Annotated in this window: 17 protein-coding genes and 1 tRNA gene; 11 read left to right on the top strand and 7 right to left on the bottom strand. The window is 69.9% G+C overall.

Annotation, left to right across the window (positions count from 1 at the left end; all coding sequences use genetic code 11):
- The first annotated feature begins 47 nt into the window (after positions 1-47).
- On the top strand, positions 48-1,052 hold the full coding sequence (locus N0B31_RS10490; protein ID WP_260643817.1) for a M48 family metallopeptidase: 1,005 nt from the start codon (positions 48-50) through the stop codon (positions 1,050-1,052).
- A 16-nt stretch (positions 1,053-1,068) separates the two neighbouring features.
- Here N0B31_RS10490 and N0B31_RS10485 read toward each other — a convergent pair whose 3' ends face one another.
- On the bottom strand, positions 1,069-1,761 hold the full coding sequence (locus N0B31_RS10485; protein WP_260643816.1) for an HAD family hydrolase: 693 nt from the start codon (positions 1,759-1,761) through the stop codon (positions 1,069-1,071).
- Between the two features lie 226 nt (positions 1,762-1,987).
- Here N0B31_RS10485 and N0B31_RS10480 point away from each other — a divergent pair, with 226 nt between their 5' ends.
- Positions 1,988-2,896, top strand: coding sequence for a DUF7351 domain-containing protein (locus tag N0B31_RS10480; RefSeq protein ID WP_260643815.1), 909 nt, complete (start codon positions 1,988-1,990; stop codon positions 2,894-2,896).
- A gap of 15 nt (positions 2,897-2,911) precedes the next feature.
- Here the strand turns inward: N0B31_RS10480 and N0B31_RS10475 are convergent, their stop codons facing one another.
- Genes N0B31_RS10475 through mch form a run of 3 tightly spaced genes read right to left on the bottom strand, consistent with a single transcriptional unit; the run spans position 2,912 to position 5,067 of the window.
- Positions 2,912-3,598, bottom strand: a complete 687-nt coding sequence (locus N0B31_RS10475) for an HAD family hydrolase (protein ID WP_260643814.1) — start codon at positions 3,596-3,598, stop codon at positions 2,912-2,914.
- A 51-nt stretch (positions 3,599-3,649) separates the two neighbouring features.
- A complete protein-coding gene (locus N0B31_RS10470; protein WP_260643813.1) occupies positions 3,650-4,138 on the bottom strand; it encodes a double winged helix-containing putative transcriptional regulator in 489 nt (162 codons plus the stop codon).
- Positions 4,135-5,067: a methenyltetrahydromethanopterin cyclohydrolase gene (mch, locus tag N0B31_RS10465; RefSeq protein ID WP_260643812.1), complete on the bottom strand. Its 933-nt coding sequence runs from the start codon at positions 5,065-5,067 to the stop codon at positions 4,135-4,137. Before mch ends, N0B31_RS10470 begins: the two co-directional genes overlap by 4 nt.
- 114 nt (positions 5,068-5,181) lie before the next feature.
- On the opposite strand from mch, the gene N0B31_RS10460 reads away from it, so the two are divergent.
- Positions 5,182-5,252 (top strand) — tRNA-Gly (locus tag N0B31_RS10460).
- A 92-nt stretch (positions 5,253-5,344) separates the two neighbouring features.
- Here N0B31_RS10460 and N0B31_RS10455 read toward each other — a convergent pair.
- Positions 5,345-5,998 (bottom strand): helix-turn-helix domain-containing protein, encoded by a 654-nt coding sequence (locus tag N0B31_RS10455; RefSeq protein WP_260643811.1) that lies wholly within the window; start codon positions 5,996-5,998, stop codon positions 5,345-5,347.
- Between the two features lie 144 nt (positions 5,999-6,142).
- On the opposite strand from N0B31_RS10455, the gene N0B31_RS10450 reads away from it, so the two are divergent.
- Positions 6,143-6,856 carry a sensor histidine kinase gene (locus N0B31_RS10450; protein ID WP_260643810.1) on the top strand — a complete coding sequence of 238 codons (714 nt, stop codon included), beginning with the start codon at positions 6,143-6,145 and terminating at the stop codon, positions 6,854-6,856.
- Between the two features lie 28 nt (positions 6,857-6,884).
- Here the strand turns inward: N0B31_RS10450 and N0B31_RS10445 are convergent, their stop codons facing one another.
- Positions 6,885-7,952, bottom strand: a complete 1,068-nt coding sequence (locus N0B31_RS10445) for a YihY/virulence factor BrkB family protein (RefSeq protein WP_260643809.1) — start codon at positions 7,950-7,952, stop codon at positions 6,885-6,887.
- Between the two features lie 48 nt (positions 7,953-8,000).
- The gene (locus N0B31_RS10440; RefSeq protein WP_260643808.1) at positions 8,001-8,888 is read right to left on the bottom strand and encodes an alpha/beta fold hydrolase; all 888 of its coding nucleotides are present in this window, start codon (positions 8,886-8,888) and stop codon (positions 8,001-8,003) included.
- Between the two features lie 51 nt (positions 8,889-8,939).
- Between N0B31_RS10440 and N0B31_RS10435 the strand changes: the two genes are divergently transcribed.
- The 7 genes from N0B31_RS10435 to N0B31_RS10405 all read left to right on the top strand — a co-directional run bounded on the left by N0B31_RS10435 (position 8,940) and on the right by N0B31_RS10405 (position 13,566).
- Positions 8,940-9,254 (top strand): MTH1187 family thiamine-binding protein, encoded by a 315-nt coding sequence (locus N0B31_RS10435; RefSeq protein WP_260643807.1) that lies wholly within the window; start codon positions 8,940-8,942, stop codon positions 9,252-9,254.
- 250 nt (positions 9,255-9,504) lie between these two features.
- Positions 9,505-10,380 (top strand): putative RNA uridine N3 methyltransferase, encoded by an 876-nt coding sequence (locus N0B31_RS10430; protein ID WP_260643806.1) that lies wholly within the window; start codon positions 9,505-9,507, stop codon positions 10,378-10,380.
- A 23-nt stretch (positions 10,381-10,403) separates the two neighbouring features.
- A complete protein-coding gene (locus N0B31_RS10425) occupies positions 10,404-11,411 on the top strand; it encodes a 50S ribosomal protein L3 (protein ID WP_260643805.1) in 1,008 nt (335 codons plus the stop codon).
- Complete coding sequence (rpl4p, locus tag N0B31_RS10420; protein ID WP_260643804.1) at positions 11,408-12,154, top strand: 50S ribosomal protein L4; 747 nt, start codon at positions 11,408-11,410, stop codon at positions 12,152-12,154. The genes N0B31_RS10425 and rpl4p overlap by 4 nt, the downstream gene beginning before the upstream one ends.
- Positions 12,151-12,402: a 50S ribosomal protein L23 gene (locus tag N0B31_RS10415; protein ID WP_260643803.1), complete on the top strand. Its 252-nt coding sequence runs from the start codon at positions 12,151-12,153 to the stop codon at positions 12,400-12,402. The genes rpl4p and N0B31_RS10415 overlap by 4 nt, the downstream gene beginning before the upstream one ends.
- A gap of 1 nt (position 12,403) precedes the next feature.
- Positions 12,404-13,141, top strand: a complete 738-nt coding sequence (locus tag N0B31_RS10410; RefSeq protein ID WP_260643802.1) for a 50S ribosomal protein L2 — start codon at positions 12,404-12,406, stop codon at positions 13,139-13,141.
- A complete protein-coding gene (locus N0B31_RS10405; protein ID WP_260643801.1) occupies positions 13,138-13,566 on the top strand; it encodes a 30S ribosomal protein S19 in 429 nt (142 codons plus the stop codon). The genes N0B31_RS10410 and N0B31_RS10405 overlap by 4 nt, the downstream gene beginning before the upstream one ends.

The following is a 13,566-nucleotide window of genomic DNA, read 5'->3' as shown; positions in this document are numbered from 1 at the left end:
GAGCGAGCCGGGGCGGCCGTTTTGTCCCCTCATCTCCTACCGTAGGTATGGACTCCGAGCGTCCGGTCCCCGTCCCCGCCCGCTCGCCGACCGTCCGCCTCCTGATGGGGGTGGTCGGCGTGCTGCTGCTCGGCTTCTACCTGCTTCTCGCGGCCGGTGGCTACCTGCTCCTGTCGGCGCTCGTCCGGGGAGCGACCCGCGCGGACCTGCTCTGGACCGCCGGCTTCGTCGTCCTGTTCACGGTCGCGTTCGGGCTGAGCTCCTACCGGTTCGGCACGGCACGGCTGCTGGCCGCCCTTGACGCCACGGAACTCCAGCCCGCGCAGGCCCCGGAACTCCACCGGCGGGTGGCGACGTACGCCGAGCGATTGGGCGTGGACCCGCCCGCGGTGGCGGTGGCGCGCATGGAGATGCCGAACGCGCTGGCCATCGGTGGCGTCGTCGGCACCGCGACCGTCGTCCTCGACGGTCGCCTGTTCCGCCTGCTTGACGGTCCGGAACTGGAGGCCATCGTCGCGCACGAACTCGCCCACCTCGAGACCCACGACAGCCTCGTCCAGACGCTCGCGTTCTCGCTGGTCCGGACGGTCGTCGGCTTCGTCGCGCTCGCCGTCCTCCCGCTGTCGCTGCTGCTCCGCGGCTTCTCGCGCGGGAGGGCCTGGATCCGAGGCGACCCGCTCGGGACCGCCTCGCGGCCGGGGGTGGCCGACTCCCTCCGGGCGGCCGTCGCTCGCGCGGTGATGGGTGTGCTGTTCGTGCTGACGCTCGCGGTACGGGCCCACTCGCGCCGCCGGGAGTTCCGGGCCGACCGTCGGGCGGCCGAACTCACCGGTCGGCCGGTGGCACTTGCCCGCGCGCTCCGGAAGATCGAACGGGCGAGCCACCCCGCGAGCGGGCTGTTGGCGACGCTCTACGTCCACGCCGAGGAGGACGACCCGCTCACGCGGTTGCTCTCGACGCACCCCCCGATGGACGAGCGCGTCGAGCGACTCGTGCGGATGGCCGAAGAGCGCGGGCAGGCCGAACGGCCGTTCCACGTCGAGGTGCGCTGAACGAGGCCCCGGCCGCTCAGCCCCACGGCGGGTCGGCGAGATCACGCATCGACGCCAGCCGGTAGTGTGGCCGGGGCGGCCGGTCCTCGTGGCCCTCGAGGAGCGCGGTCTGCATCCCGGCGGCGTCGGCACCCCAGACGTCCGCCCGGACGGAGTCGCCGACGTGGACGGCGCTCGCCGGGGGCACCTCCAGTCGCCTGACGGCGTCGATGAACGGCGCGGGGTCGGGCTTGGCGAGTGTGTCGTAGCCCGCGTGGACCCGGACGTCGAAGGCGTCCTCGAGGGCGAGCGTCGAGAGCTTCTGGGCCTGTATCTCCGGCGCGCCGTTGGTCACGAGCGCGAGCGGGTAGCTCCCCGCGAGGCGTTCGACGGCTCCCAGCGCCCCCGGCAGGGGTTCGACGTCGCCGTGGTCGCGCAGCCCGGCGGAGACCGTAGCGACGCGGCGGCCGACGGCCCGCTCGCGTCCCCGGCGCTCGGCGATGTCGGCGAAACAGGCCTCCCGGAGTTCCGCCCTCGTGTCCGTGCCGTCGAGGTAGCGCCCCGCTCGCTCGCGGTACGCCGCGGCGGTGAAGAAGGGGTCGACGCCGGTCCGCTCGAACGCCCGCTCGAGGAGCGTCTCGGCCGACTCCCGGTAGCGACAGAGCGTTCCGTCGAGGTCGAGCGTCACGGCCCGGACGCTCGCCGTCCCCGGAACCCCCTGGTGTGGCATGCGCGACGCTACGGCTCGTCGGTGCAAGAACGTTCGGCCCGTCCCGAAAGCCGGTGATGTCAGAGGCACCCGGGCGAGCGCCACACCGGCCAACACGGCACAGCTGTGCCGTGGCATGCACAGGTGTGTACGGTGGCGACAAAATTCTAGTCTGGACCTCGCTCCAGTAACGTGGATGATACGTTGTGACCGTGACAGTTAAACCGTGAGGCGCCGCAGCACATCCATGCCAGGCGGAGGGGCCGAGGCGTTCTCCCTGCTCGGGAACGAGACACGTCTCAGGATCATCCAGTCGCTGGGTGACCTGAGCGACCCCGGCGAGTTCTCCACCATCTCGTTCTCGCGGCTCTACGAAGCGTCGGACGTGGCCGACAGCGGGACGTTCAACTACCACCTCCAGAAGTTGACCGACCAGTTCGTCCTCTCGACAGACGAGGGGTACCGCCTCTCACTGCAGGGAATCAACGTCTACCGGGGGTTGCGGGCGGGCATCTTCGAGACGGAGGAGGATAGTCTCGTCGCGGAGATGGAGGGGCGACGTGTGGCGACCGAGCGAGTCTGTACCGATTGTGAAGTTCCAAAGGAAACGTGGATAGAAGACGGACGGATTCACCGTGGGTGTCCAGAGTGCGAACTCGTCGATATGCGGTATCCAGTCCCCGCTGGCGGACTACGGCGGGCGGCAGAATCGATCGCCGCCGGCGAGGGGGAGGCCGCGTACAGAGTCCTGCGTGAACGGCTGTTGATCGACCACTTCTCGATGCTCGTCGGCTTCTGCCCGTACTGTGCCGGCGAGACGTCGGTATCTATTAGCGAGGACGGTGAACTCCTTCCCGACCCAAAGAACGTAGACCTCGGGCAGGTCGTCTCGCTCGTCTGTGAGTACTGCCACTGGTTCCTCCACAGCAACCTCGAGATGTCGTTGTTGAGCCACCCGACCGTCGTTCCGTTCCTCCTCGAGAGTGGTTTAGACCCACTCGAGTCCGACCTCATCTGGGAGTGTCACACCGCCGTCACGGTGGAGTCGACGGATCCTTGGCGGCTGCGTGGAAGCGTCGCCGCCGGTGCCGAGCGTATCGTCCTCGAACTCGACGAGACCCTGAGGGCGGACGACTCGTGGGTCGAACCGGTGTAGACCGCTGGTGACGAATCACTCCCGCCACGGCGGCGCCTGCAGGTCGTGCAGCGAGTCCAGCGTGTAGTCCGGCGTCGGCTCCGGCGGGCCGTCGTGCGTGCCGTCGGGGAGCCACGCCGAGCCGACGCCGGCCGCGTGCGCGCCCGCCACGTCCGACCCGAGTGAGTTGCCGACGTGGACCGCCCGGTCAGATGCCGCGTCGAGTCGGGAGAGCGCGTGGTCGAACGGCGCCGGGTCGGGCTTGCCGGGCGTGTCGTAGCCCGCGAACACGAGGGCGTCGAACGCGTCGCGGATGCCGATGCCGTCCAGTTTCTTCGCCTGCATCTCGGGCGCGCCGTTCGTGACGAGGCCGAGGCGGTGGTCGTCCGCGAGGTGCTCGAGCGCCTCGTGGGCGCCCGGGGTGGCCTCGACGTTCCGGTGGTCGCGCTCGGCGGCGAAGGCGTCCGCGAGCGCCCGACCCGTCTCGGCGTCGTACCCCCGGTCGGCGGCGATGGCGGCGAAACAGTCGCTGCGGAGTTCCTCGACGGTCTCGGTGTCGTCGACGAACTCCGGGTAGCGGGCGTGGTAGTCGACCACGTCGAAGAACGGGTCGACGCCCACCTGCTCGAACGCCAGTTCGATGAGTTCGCCGCCGCCACGGCGGTACGAACAGAGCGTGTCGTCGAGGTCGAACAGGACGGTGTCGACGCGGCGTTCGGTCACGTCCCGGTGTGAGTGGTCGGTGGGCAAGAGGGTAGCGGTGCCGACCGACGCTCAGTCGGCCCGGACGTAGCCGCCCTCGACGCGGTCGGCGAGCCCCAGCAGGACTGCCCACCCCAGCAGCCGCCCCACGCGCTCGCGCCAGACCGACTCCCAGTCGGCGTTGTGGTGACGCTCCCAGTTCGGCACCCGGTCGGCGAACCGCTCGAACGCGGCGTCGGCGTCGACCGGGTCGGCGTCGAGTCGGTCGAGGAGCGTCTCGACGCCGTAGACGCCCTCGCGGAAGCGGCGAGCGAGGTCGACCTCGCCGGGGTCCTCGCGCAGACGGTGGTAGCCCCGTTCGCCCTCGCTGACCAGTCCGAGGCCGCGGAGGAAGGTGAGCCACTCCTTTGCCTCGTCCTGTGCGGGGACGTCGGCCCGGTCCATCAGGCGGGCACAGCAGGACTCCTCGGGTTCGGGGACGAGCGCGACCGCCCGCCACGTCTCGCGGACGGCCCCCACCGAATCCGGGGCCGGCGGGACGACCTTGACCTTCGCCCTCACAGCCCGAAGGAGTCGGCCAGCAGCGCCTCGTCCGTCTCGCCGACGACGTGAGTGTCGCCACCGAGGACGTCCACGGTCACCTGCGCGGGCGCGAAGACGCCGCGGTCCACCTCGGTGAAGTCCCAGTCCGCGGCCTCGAAGATGTCGGCGAAGGGGACGCCGTGCTGGTCGCGTGCGGTGGAGGCGACCTCGTCGAACCGGTCGAACGGCTCGGCGACGGTCATGTGGACCCGGCCGCCGTAGGCCAGCGCGTCGTTGGTGCGCGCGATGGCCGTCTCCTCGTCCGCGCCGACGGGTGCGATGGGCGCCTCCCCGGTCACCGAGAGCACGTCGAGCGGGTCGTAGCCGAGTTCCGAGAGGCGGTAGACGGCGAGTTCAGCCGCGCGTGCGGCGAGCGTGACGCTCCCCGTTATCGAGGCGGTGGCGAAGACGGGGAGGAAGGTGGCTTCGGGGTTGACGCCCGCGCGCTCGGCGACCTGTTCGGCGACGGGGGCGACGGGGAGGACGTCCGTCTCGACGGCGAGGACGGCGAAGTCGCTCTCCTCGGCGTAGCCGGTGCGGGCGAACTCCTCCTCCTCGGCGACGAGCGCGCGCGCCGGGCCGCTCCCGAGACCGGCGAACTGCTCGGTCTCCAGTTCCCAGCCGGCCTTCTGCGAGCAGAGCAACGAGAGCGCGGGGTGGTCCGTCGAGAGTTCGACGTGGGTCAGCGGCGCGCCGGCCACCTCGCCCATCGAGGAGCGGACGGTCGCCAGTCCGGCGGTCTGTATCTCGGTGAGGAGGAGGCCGGCCTCGACGGCGCCGACCGTCTCGACGCCGAAGTCGAGGACTGTGGCCCCGTTGTCGAGTTCCCAGACGTCCACGGCGAGTTCGTCCGCGAAGTCGATGGCCTCGTCGACCAGTTCGATGGCCATCACGTTGAGTTCGTCCATGGCGGGGGTTGTGCGGGTTCTCGCTTAGGGTTTGTCCGTGAGACCGTGGCGCTCCCGTGGCGGGGTTCCGGAACCCTTATACTTCCCACCCGGGTTAGATTGGAGTGCAGACAGGCGCTGGTAGTGTAGTGGTATCACGTGACCTTGCCATGGTCACAACCGGGGTTCAAATCCCCGCCAGCGCACTTCTACCGAGGCAGACTCCCGAGCGACCGCGTCGCGTGTCGCGCGCTACGTCCGGCCGACGCCGTGCGACCGCGTCGGAATCCCCACCTCCTCACTCCTCCGTGATCGACAGCGCCCCGCGCAGCACCCGGTCGGCGGCCCGTCGAACGCGCTCGGAGGTGGCCTGCTGGCTGATGCCGAGTTCGTCGGCCACCGCCCCGAGCGTGGTCCGTCGCGGGACCTCGAAGTAGCCCCCGCTCACCGCGGCGACGAGCGCCGCGCGCTGTTCGTCGGTGAGCGCGTCGACACTCTCCTGTGGGCTGGGGCCCGAGAGTTCGTAGACGCGCTGGAGGTCGACCTCGATGCCCGTCTCTCGACAGTGGTCGGCGAACGCGCGGAGGTCGTCACGGTCTCGGAAGCGGAGCTGGAACTCCCACGGGTCGTTCCCTCGCGCCTCGAGGATGGTCGCGTCGGTGGCGACGAGCGCGCGGGTCAGGCTCGCGGTCGTCTCGCCCCAGACGACGTGGTAGAGCACCTGGTCGTCGAACTGGACGACTGCGGTGAGCTCCTCGACGAGCCGCTCCTCGCGGACCCGTCGCTCGAATCGCTCGAAGTCGGGACAGTCCGTCGCCCAGAAGAACGGCATCACCTCGCCACCGGAGGGGACGACGCGCTCGAGTTCGAGGTGGATCGGGCCGCCGACGCTCGTCACTCGACCGAGGTCGAACGTGTCGGCGGGGATCTCCAGTTCGGCGACGATTGCCACGGTGGTGTTCTCTCGACTACCAAGAGCCACTGGGTCATAAATCATCAGCCAGAGAGCCGTCTCCAGCGCCCCGACTTAAACACCCGTATCCTACAAGCAGACGGCCGATGTGTGGTGAGCGCGAAGTACGGGGTGGGAGAGTGTATGATAGACGGTAACGAGCCGCCCCCAGCAGGTGGCACCGAGCGAGCGTCCGCTTCGGAGCGGGGCGAACTCGCCACGTTCGCGGCCACGGTCTCGCACGACCTCCGGAACCCGTTGCTGGTCGCGCGTGGGAACCTCGAACTACTCGACGCCTCGGGCGTCGACACCGGTTCGCGGTCGCACGTCGAGGCGGCGAGGGCCGCGCTCGACCGGGCCGACCGCATCATCGACGACCTGGAGACGTACGCGGAGAACGGCTATCGGATGGGGGAGCAGGAGTCCGTGTCGCTCGAGGGCGTCGCCAGCCTGGTGTGGACCGACATCGCGAGTCCCGACGCCGAACTCGTCGTCGAGTCCGACGGGGAGGTGCTCGCGGACCCGGCCATCCTGCGCCAACTGTTCGAGAACGTCCTGCAGAACGCCCTGACCCACGCCGGGCCGGACGTGACCGTCCGCCTCGGGACGTTCCGTGCGGCGGAGGCGGGGCCGGACGCCGAACCGCTGGGGTTCTACGTCGCCGACGACGGGCCGGGCGTCCCGCAGGGAGAGCGGACCGGTGTGTTCGACGCCGGCGTCTCCACCGGCGGCGGCACGGGCTACGGGCTGGCCATCGTCCGTCGGTTCGCGGCCGACCACGGCTGGTCGGCACGGGTGACGCGGGCGGCCGACGGGGGCGCCCGCTTCGAGTTCGCCGGGGTCACGTTCGTCTCCTGAGGCCGCCCTGTCCGCGGTCCTCGCGTCCTCAGTCTTTCCACGAGTCCCAGCGCATCGTCACGGTCGCTGTCTCGCGGTCGCCGCCCAGGAGGTCCGGACGGTCGATGGTGTCCACGTCGAACGCCACCTCGTCGGGGGCCTCCACGGTCACGTCCGTGTCGCCGACGACGAACCGGACCGTCCCCGGCTTCGTGTCGAACGCCGCCTGCAGTTCCTCGACGCCCGCGACGAACGCCGCGTCGTCGGCCGTCGGGTCGCCCTCGCCGCTCGGCTCGGGGGCGGCGTCCCACGCGATCCCGGCGACGTCCTCGGAGCGCCCGGCGAGGACGGCGTTGACGGCGGCGCCGACGAGGAGGACGAGGCCGCCGAAGTAGAGCCAGGTGATGAGCAGGATGACGGCGCCGACGATGCCGTAGGAGGCGGTCGAGGTGGCGCCGACGTAGAACTGGAAGCCGAGGCTGAGCGCCGTCCACCCGGTGGCGGCGACGAGGGCACCCGGCACCACCTCGCGGACGGAGACCACCTCGTCGGGGAAGATGTAGTACATCGGGAGGAACGCGACGGTGAGCGTGAGCATGGAGAGGGACGGCCGGACGACGGCGTCCGCGGGCCCGAACGAGGGGACCGCGACCAGCGCGTCGGCCAGCGAAACGAGGAACAGCGCGAGGCCGATGGCGCCGAAGACGACGACGCCGTCGCGCACCTGGTCGAGGAACGTGTTCTCGTGTTCGGACTCGTAGATGTCGGAGAACGCGGTATCGAGCCCGCGGAAGATGCGGAGCGCCCCCCAGACGAGGACGACGACGCCGACCACGGAGAGTCGGCCGTCGCCGGTGGCGTTCAGCGCGGCGTCGACGAGCACGTCCACCGTCTCGGGTGAGAGGTAGCCCGCCATCGCGTTCACGAGCGTCCGCGCGAGTTCCTCGTCGCCCAGGCGGGAGACGACGAACAGGACGAGCAGGAGGAACGGCAGGAGCGAGAGGAACGCGTGGTACGCGATGCTGCCGGCCATGAACGTGACGTTCTCGCTCCGCACCTCGCGGAACACGGCGTGCAGCACCGCTCGTGCCCGGCCCGCTCCCTGACGGAAGTTCATATCGAACGGACGCTGCGGGCGGGGAAAAAGTCGCCCGCTCCCCCGCGGTCAGGCGGTCAGGAACTCGACGACCTCCTCGCCCACCACGTCTGGACGCTCCTGGTGGAGGAAGTGACCCGCGCCGGCGACACGGACCACACGGTGTGGGGTTCCCGCGGCGAAGACGCCACCGATGTCCTCGAAGAGCGCGGGCGCCATGCAGCTGTCCTCGTCGCCGTGGAGGACGAGCGTCGGAACCTCGATGTGGGGCTCGTCGTCGACGGCGGGTGTCCGGTCGGTCACGGCACGCTCGAACAGCCCACCGGATATCTGCCGGTAGTACTCGAGCGCGTTCTCGAGTGTCTCGTCGGTGTCGAAGGTCTCGCGAACCGCCTCGAAGCGTTCGGGCGGGTGCTGCCACGTCGGCGACCAGACGCCCCAGAGGAACTCGACGAGCGCGTAGTCGTTCCACCGCAGCGCCCGCTCGGGTACGTCCGGGAGCTGGAAGAACCACATGTACCAGGAACGGACGAACTGCCCCGGGTGCGCCCGGAGGAGCGCGTCGAACCGGGGTGGGACCGCGAGGGTCACCATCCGCTCGAAGGTCTCGGGCGAGGAGACGCTCGCGACGTACGAGGCGACGGCTCCCCAGTCGTGGCCCACCAGCACCGGTTCCGTGAGGTCGTGTTCTGCACAGAGGCGCTCCGCCAGTGCGACCGCGTCGCGGCCGAGTTCACTCGCGGTGTACACCCCGTCCGGAGCGGGGTCGGTGGGGGCGTACCCCCGCATGTAGGGCGCGACGGCGGTGAAGCCGGCGTCCGCGAGGCGCTCCTGCAGGGGGGCCATCGACCCGGCGTCGTCCGGGAAGCCGTGGAGGCAGAGCGCGAGTCGGTCGCCGTCGCCCTCGACGAGACACTCGAAGGTGAGGCCGTTGGCCTCGACGCGTGTGGATCTCATACCGGGTGGGTCGCGGGCCACCGTTTTAGTGGTGCACGTCGACGGCAGTGTATGGCAGTCGTGGCACTCCTGTCGGTCGCACCGGTCCGCGAGGGGAGCATGGCGAGCGAGGTGGCCAAAGCCGTCGCGGCGCTCGACGCGTTCGACGTGGCCTACGAGACGAACCCGATGGGGACGGTGATCGAGGCCGACGACGTCGGGACGCTGTTCGACGCCTGCGAGGCGGCCCACCGGGCGGTCGACGGCGACCGGGTCTCGACGTTCCTGAAGATAGACGACAAGCGCACGCGCGAGCAGCGCGCACGCGAGAAGGTGGAGAGCGTCGAGCGGGAACTGGGTCGAGCGGCGAAGAAGGACCGGGAGTAGCGACAGCATGGCGGCAGGTCCGGTCGGAGGGGGACCCGCAGGGGTGGCTCCGACCCCGGTCTCGACGCCGACCATCGACCCCGACGCGAGGGTCGTGTGAGGGGACAGATCGCTCGGCACGAAACTCCCGTCTGCGAGCGACTCACGCGTGATAGGCCCTCTCTAGGACCCGGCAAAGCGCTACCCTTTTACGGGTGCTTCCGGTACCATATCGCTACCGTCTAGTGGACGGACGCGGAAGCGTCACGGCATGACACGAACCGTGCTCGTGCCGTCATCGCTGGTCCGGGAGGCCGAGGACAAACGCGAGGCGACTCGCAAACTCGGCTACGTCGCCCGTGCGGCGGCGGTGTTCCGGGTCGACCGACTCGTCGTCTACCCCGATTCCGGGGGCGAGGACGGGCGGTACGGTGGCGGGTTCGTCGCCACGGTGCTGGCCTACGCGGCCACACCCCCCTACCTCCGAAAGGAGGCGTGGGACGTGCGCGACGAACTGGAGCACGTCGGCGTGTTGCCGCCGCTCCGCGTCGGCTCACAGACCGGCTCCGGATCGAAGGGTTCGGGGTCGTTAAGACAGGGAATCGTGACCGAGGTCGGACCTGACGGGCGCGTTCGGGTCAATTGCGGACTGCAACACCCGGTCTCCCTCCCGGTGCCGCCGTCGATGGCGTCACCGAGCGAGGGAGCACGCGTGACCATCAGGGTCTCTTCGCGACGGCCACTCCGCGCAAAGCTCGTGGACGAACCCCTCCCAGGGTTCACAGTCGAACGGGAAGCGGTCGAGACGGCGCTCCAGCGTTCGGACGCTGGGCTCCGCATCGCCGCGTCCCGCCACGGCGAGGAACTCACGGTGTCGCGGCTGGACAGTCTCGTCCAGCGCGTCGACACCGAGGGTGGACTCACCGTGGTCTTCGGCGCCCCCGACCGGGGGCTACCGGAGATCTTCGGCGGTGGGCCGAACGAGGAGACCGTCTCCACCGTGGAGACGAGCGACGAATCCGACGGAAACGAACCGCTAGCCCGGTTCGACCTCTGGCTCAATACGGTTCCGCGACAGGGGAGCGACGTCGTCCGGACGGAGGAGGCGATGTTCGCGACGCTCGCGCCCCTGAATCTGGAGCGATAGTCCAGACAGAACCACACAGACCAATGCCACAACCGAGCAGACCACGAAAAGGCTCGATGGGGTTCAGCCCCCGCAAGCGTGCGACCAGCGAGGTGCCCACCATCTCGACCTGGCCGGACGCCGACGGACAGCCGGGGCTCCAGGGGTTCGCCGGGTACAAAGCCGGTATGACCCACGTCGTGATGATCAACGACGAACCCAACTCCCCCCGCGAGGGGATGGAGGAGACGGTCCCTGTGACCGTCGTGGAGACCCCGCCCATGCGGGCGGCGGCCCTTCGAGTCTACGAGGACACGCCGTACGGGACGCGACCGATCACCGAAGTCTGGGCCGAGGACCTCCACGAGGACCTCGCCCGCGCCCGTTCGGTCCCGAACGGGGAGTACAGCATGGACGACAGCGAGGTACGCGACGCGCTCGAGGCCGGTGAGGTGGCCGACGTCCGAGTCATCACCCACACCGTGCCCGCCGAGACGAGCGTCCCGAAGCGCAAGCCCGACGTGATGGAGACCCGCGTCGGCGGCGGCTCCGTCGAGGACCGCGTCGAGTTCGGGATGGACCTGCTCGCCGAGGGCGGGGCCCACTCCGTGACCGACGTGTTCCGCGCCGGCGAGTACGCCGACTTCGTGGGTATCACGAAGGGCAAGGGCACCCAGGGTCCGGTCAAGCGCTGGGGCGTCCAGAAGCGCAAGGGCAAACACGCCCGGCAGGGGTGGCGCCGACGCATCGGCAACCTCGGCCCGTGGAACCCCTCGCGTGTCCGGTCGACCGTCCCGCAGCAGGGGCAGACCGGCTACCACCAGCGGACCGAACTGAACAAGCGGCTCGTCGCGCTGGGCGACGAGGACGTGACCCCCGACGGCGGCTTCGTCAACTACGGCGAGGTCGGCGGCGAGTACGCGCTCGTCAAGGGGTCGCTGCCGGGACCGAACAAGCGCCTGCTGCGCTTCCGTCCCGCCGTCCGACCGACCGACCAGCCGCGCCTCGACCCCGAGGTGCGCTACGTCTCCACCGCCTCTAACCAAGGATGAAAGCCACAGTACGAGACCTGGACGGCGGCGACGCGGGCGAGGTGGACCTGCCGGACGTCTTCACGACGCAGTTCCGGCCGGATCTCATCAAGCGCGCGGTCACCGCCGCACGGGCCAACCGACGACAGGCCTACGGCACCGACGAGTTCGCCGGCCTCCGCACGCCCGCGGAGTCGATGGGTTCGGGCCGCGGTATGGCCCACGTCCCGCGACAGAACGGGCAGGGCCGGCGCGTGCCGCAGGCGGTGAAGGGCCGCGTGGCCCACCCGCCGAAGGCCGAGAAGGACCGCTCGCTGGACATGAACGACAAGGAGCGAAAGCTCGCCGTCCGCTCGGCCATCGCGGCCACCACGGACGCCGACCTCGTGGCCGAGCGCGGCCACCGCTTCGACGAGGACCTCGAACTCCCGCTCGTGGTGAGCGACGAGTTCGAGGACCTCGTGAAGACGAAGGACGTGGTGTCCTTCCTCGAAGCCGTCGGCGCCCACGGGGACGTCGAACGCGCGGACGAGGGCAAGACGGTACGTGCCGGGCGCGGGACCTCCCGCGGCCGCAAGTACAAGGAGCCCAAGTCCATCCTGTTCGTGACCAGCACCGAACCGTCGAAGGCCGCTCGCAACCTCGCGGGTGTCGACGTCGCCACCGCGGCGAACGTCTCCGCCGAGGACCTCGCGCCGGGGACGGCGCCGGGTCGACTGACGGTCTGGACCGAGAGCGCGCTCGAGGAGGTGGCGGACCGATGAGCCTCGTCAAGCACCCGCTCGTGACCGAGAAGGCGATGAACAAGATGGACTTCGAGAACAAGCTCGAGTTCATCTGTGACTCCTCGGGCACCAAGCCCGAGATCGCCGCGGAGGTCGAGGAGCGCTTCGAGGTCCGCGTCACGAACGTGAACACGCAGAACACGATGCAGGGCACGAAGAAGGCGACCGTCACCCTCCACGAGGACGACGACGCCCAGGAAGTGGCCTCGCGTATCGGGGTGTTCTAAGATGGGACGCAGAATCCAGGGACAACGACGCGGCCGCGGTGGGCCCACGTTCCGTGCGCCCTCGCACCGCTACAAGGCCGAACTGTCGCACCGCAAGGCCGAGGACGGCGACCTGATCCGCGGTGAGATCGTCGGCATCGAGCACGACCCCGCCCGGTCGGCCCCGGTCGCGGACGTGCAGTTCGACGACGGGGACCGCCGACTGGTCCTCGCCCCCGAGGGTATCACCGTGGGCGACGAGATCCAGGTCGGCGTCACGGCCGAGATCAAGCCCGGGAACACGCTCCCGCTGGCCGAGATCCCGGAAGGGATCCCGGTCTGTAACGTGGAGCGACAGCCCGGTGACGGCGGGAAGTTCGCCCGCTCCTCGGGCGTGAGCGCGACGCTGCTCACGCACGACCGGCGCGTGGCGGTCGTCCAGCTGCCGTCCGGCGAGATGCGCCGGCTGTCGCCCGACTGCCGGGCGACCATCGGCGTGGTCGCCGGCGGTGGCCGGACGGAGAAGCCGTTCGTCAAGGCCGGGAACAAGCACCACAAGATGCGGGCTCGCGGGACGAAGTACCCGCGCGTCCGTGGTGTGGCGATGAACGCCGTCGACCACCCGTTCGGTGGCGGTGGCCGCCAGCACCCCGGCAAGCCCAAGAGCATCTCCCGGAACGCCCCGCCGGGCCGCAAGGTCGGTGACATCGCGAGCAAGCGCACCGGTCGCGGCGGCAAAGGGGGTCGAGACAAATCATGAGCAGCGAGTACCAGATCGGCCGCGAGAAGGACGAGGAGTTCACGTACCGCGGTCACACGCTCGACGAGTTGCAGGAGATGGAGCTCGACGAGGTCGCAGAACTGCTCCCCGCACGACAGCGGCGAACCATCACGCGCGGGCTCACCGTCGAGCAGGAGAAGTTGCTCGAGACGGCCCGAGCCAGGACCGAGGAGGAGACGGCCAACGACCCCATCCGGACGCACCTGCGGAACATGATCGTGCTCCCGGAGTTCGTGGGGCTCACGTTCGCCGTCTACACGGGACAGGAGTTCGAGCGCGTCAAGGTGGAGCCGGAGATGATCGGGCACTACCTGGGCGAGTTCCAGCTCACGCGGTCGTCGGTCGAACACGGACAGGCCGGCATCGGCGCGACCCGCTCCTCGAAGTTCGTGCCACTGAAGTGA

Source organism: Salinirubellus salinus (assembly GCF_025231485.1).
GTDB classification, from domain to species: domain Archaea; phylum Halobacteriota; class Halobacteria; order Halobacteriales; family Haloarculaceae; genus Salinirubellus; species Salinirubellus salinus.
The sequence above is the reverse complement of the archived record's forward strand: the minus strand, read 5'-3'. Positions and strand labels throughout refer to the sequence as shown.

Excerpts from the sequence above, each read along its gene's own strand:
- N0B31_RS10490 (WP_260643817.1), top strand. The coding sequence starts at position 48 with ATGGACTCCGAGCGTCCGGTCCCCGTCCCCGCCCGCTCGCCGACCGTC.
- N0B31_RS10485 (WP_260643816.1), bottom strand. The coding sequence starts at position 1,761 with ATGCCACACCAGGGGGTTCCGGGGACGGCGAGCGTCCGGGCCGTGACG.
- N0B31_RS10480 (WP_260643815.1), top strand. The coding sequence starts at position 1,988 with ATGCCAGGCGGAGGGGCCGAGGCGTTCTCCCTGCTCGGGAACGAGACA.
- mch (WP_260643812.1), bottom strand. The coding sequence starts at position 5,067 with ATGGACGAACTCAACGTGATGGCCATCGAACTGGTCGACGAGGCCATC.
- N0B31_RS10450 (WP_260643810.1), top strand. The coding sequence starts at position 6,143 with ATGATAGACGGTAACGAGCCGCCCCCAGCAGGTGGCACCGAGCGAGCG.
- N0B31_RS10445 (WP_260643809.1), bottom strand. The coding sequence starts at position 7,952 with ATGAACTTCCGTCAGGGAGCGGGCCGGGCACGAGCGGTGCTGCACGCC.
- N0B31_RS10440 (WP_260643808.1), bottom strand. The coding sequence starts at position 8,888 with ATGAGATCCACACGCGTCGAGGCCAACGGCCTCACCTTCGAGTGTCTC.
- N0B31_RS10435 (WP_260643807.1), top strand. The coding sequence starts at position 8,940 with ATGGCAGTCGTGGCACTCCTGTCGGTCGCACCGGTCCGCGAGGGGAGC.
- N0B31_RS10430 (WP_260643806.1), top strand. The coding sequence starts at position 9,505 with ATGACACGAACCGTGCTCGTGCCGTCATCGCTGGTCCGGGAGGCCGAG.
- N0B31_RS10425 (WP_260643805.1), top strand. The coding sequence starts at position 10,404 with ATGCCACAACCGAGCAGACCACGAAAAGGCTCGATGGGGTTCAGCCCC.
- rpl4p (WP_260643804.1), top strand. The coding sequence starts at position 11,408 with ATGAAAGCCACAGTACGAGACCTGGACGGCGGCGACGCGGGCGAGGTG.
- N0B31_RS10415 (WP_260643803.1), top strand. The coding sequence starts at position 12,151 with ATGAGCCTCGTCAAGCACCCGCTCGTGACCGAGAAGGCGATGAACAAG.
- N0B31_RS10410 (WP_260643802.1), top strand. The coding sequence starts at position 12,404 with ATGGGACGCAGAATCCAGGGACAACGACGCGGCCGCGGTGGGCCCACG.
- N0B31_RS10405 (WP_260643801.1), top strand. The coding sequence starts at position 13,138 with ATGAGCAGCGAGTACCAGATCGGCCGCGAGAAGGACGAGGAGTTCACG.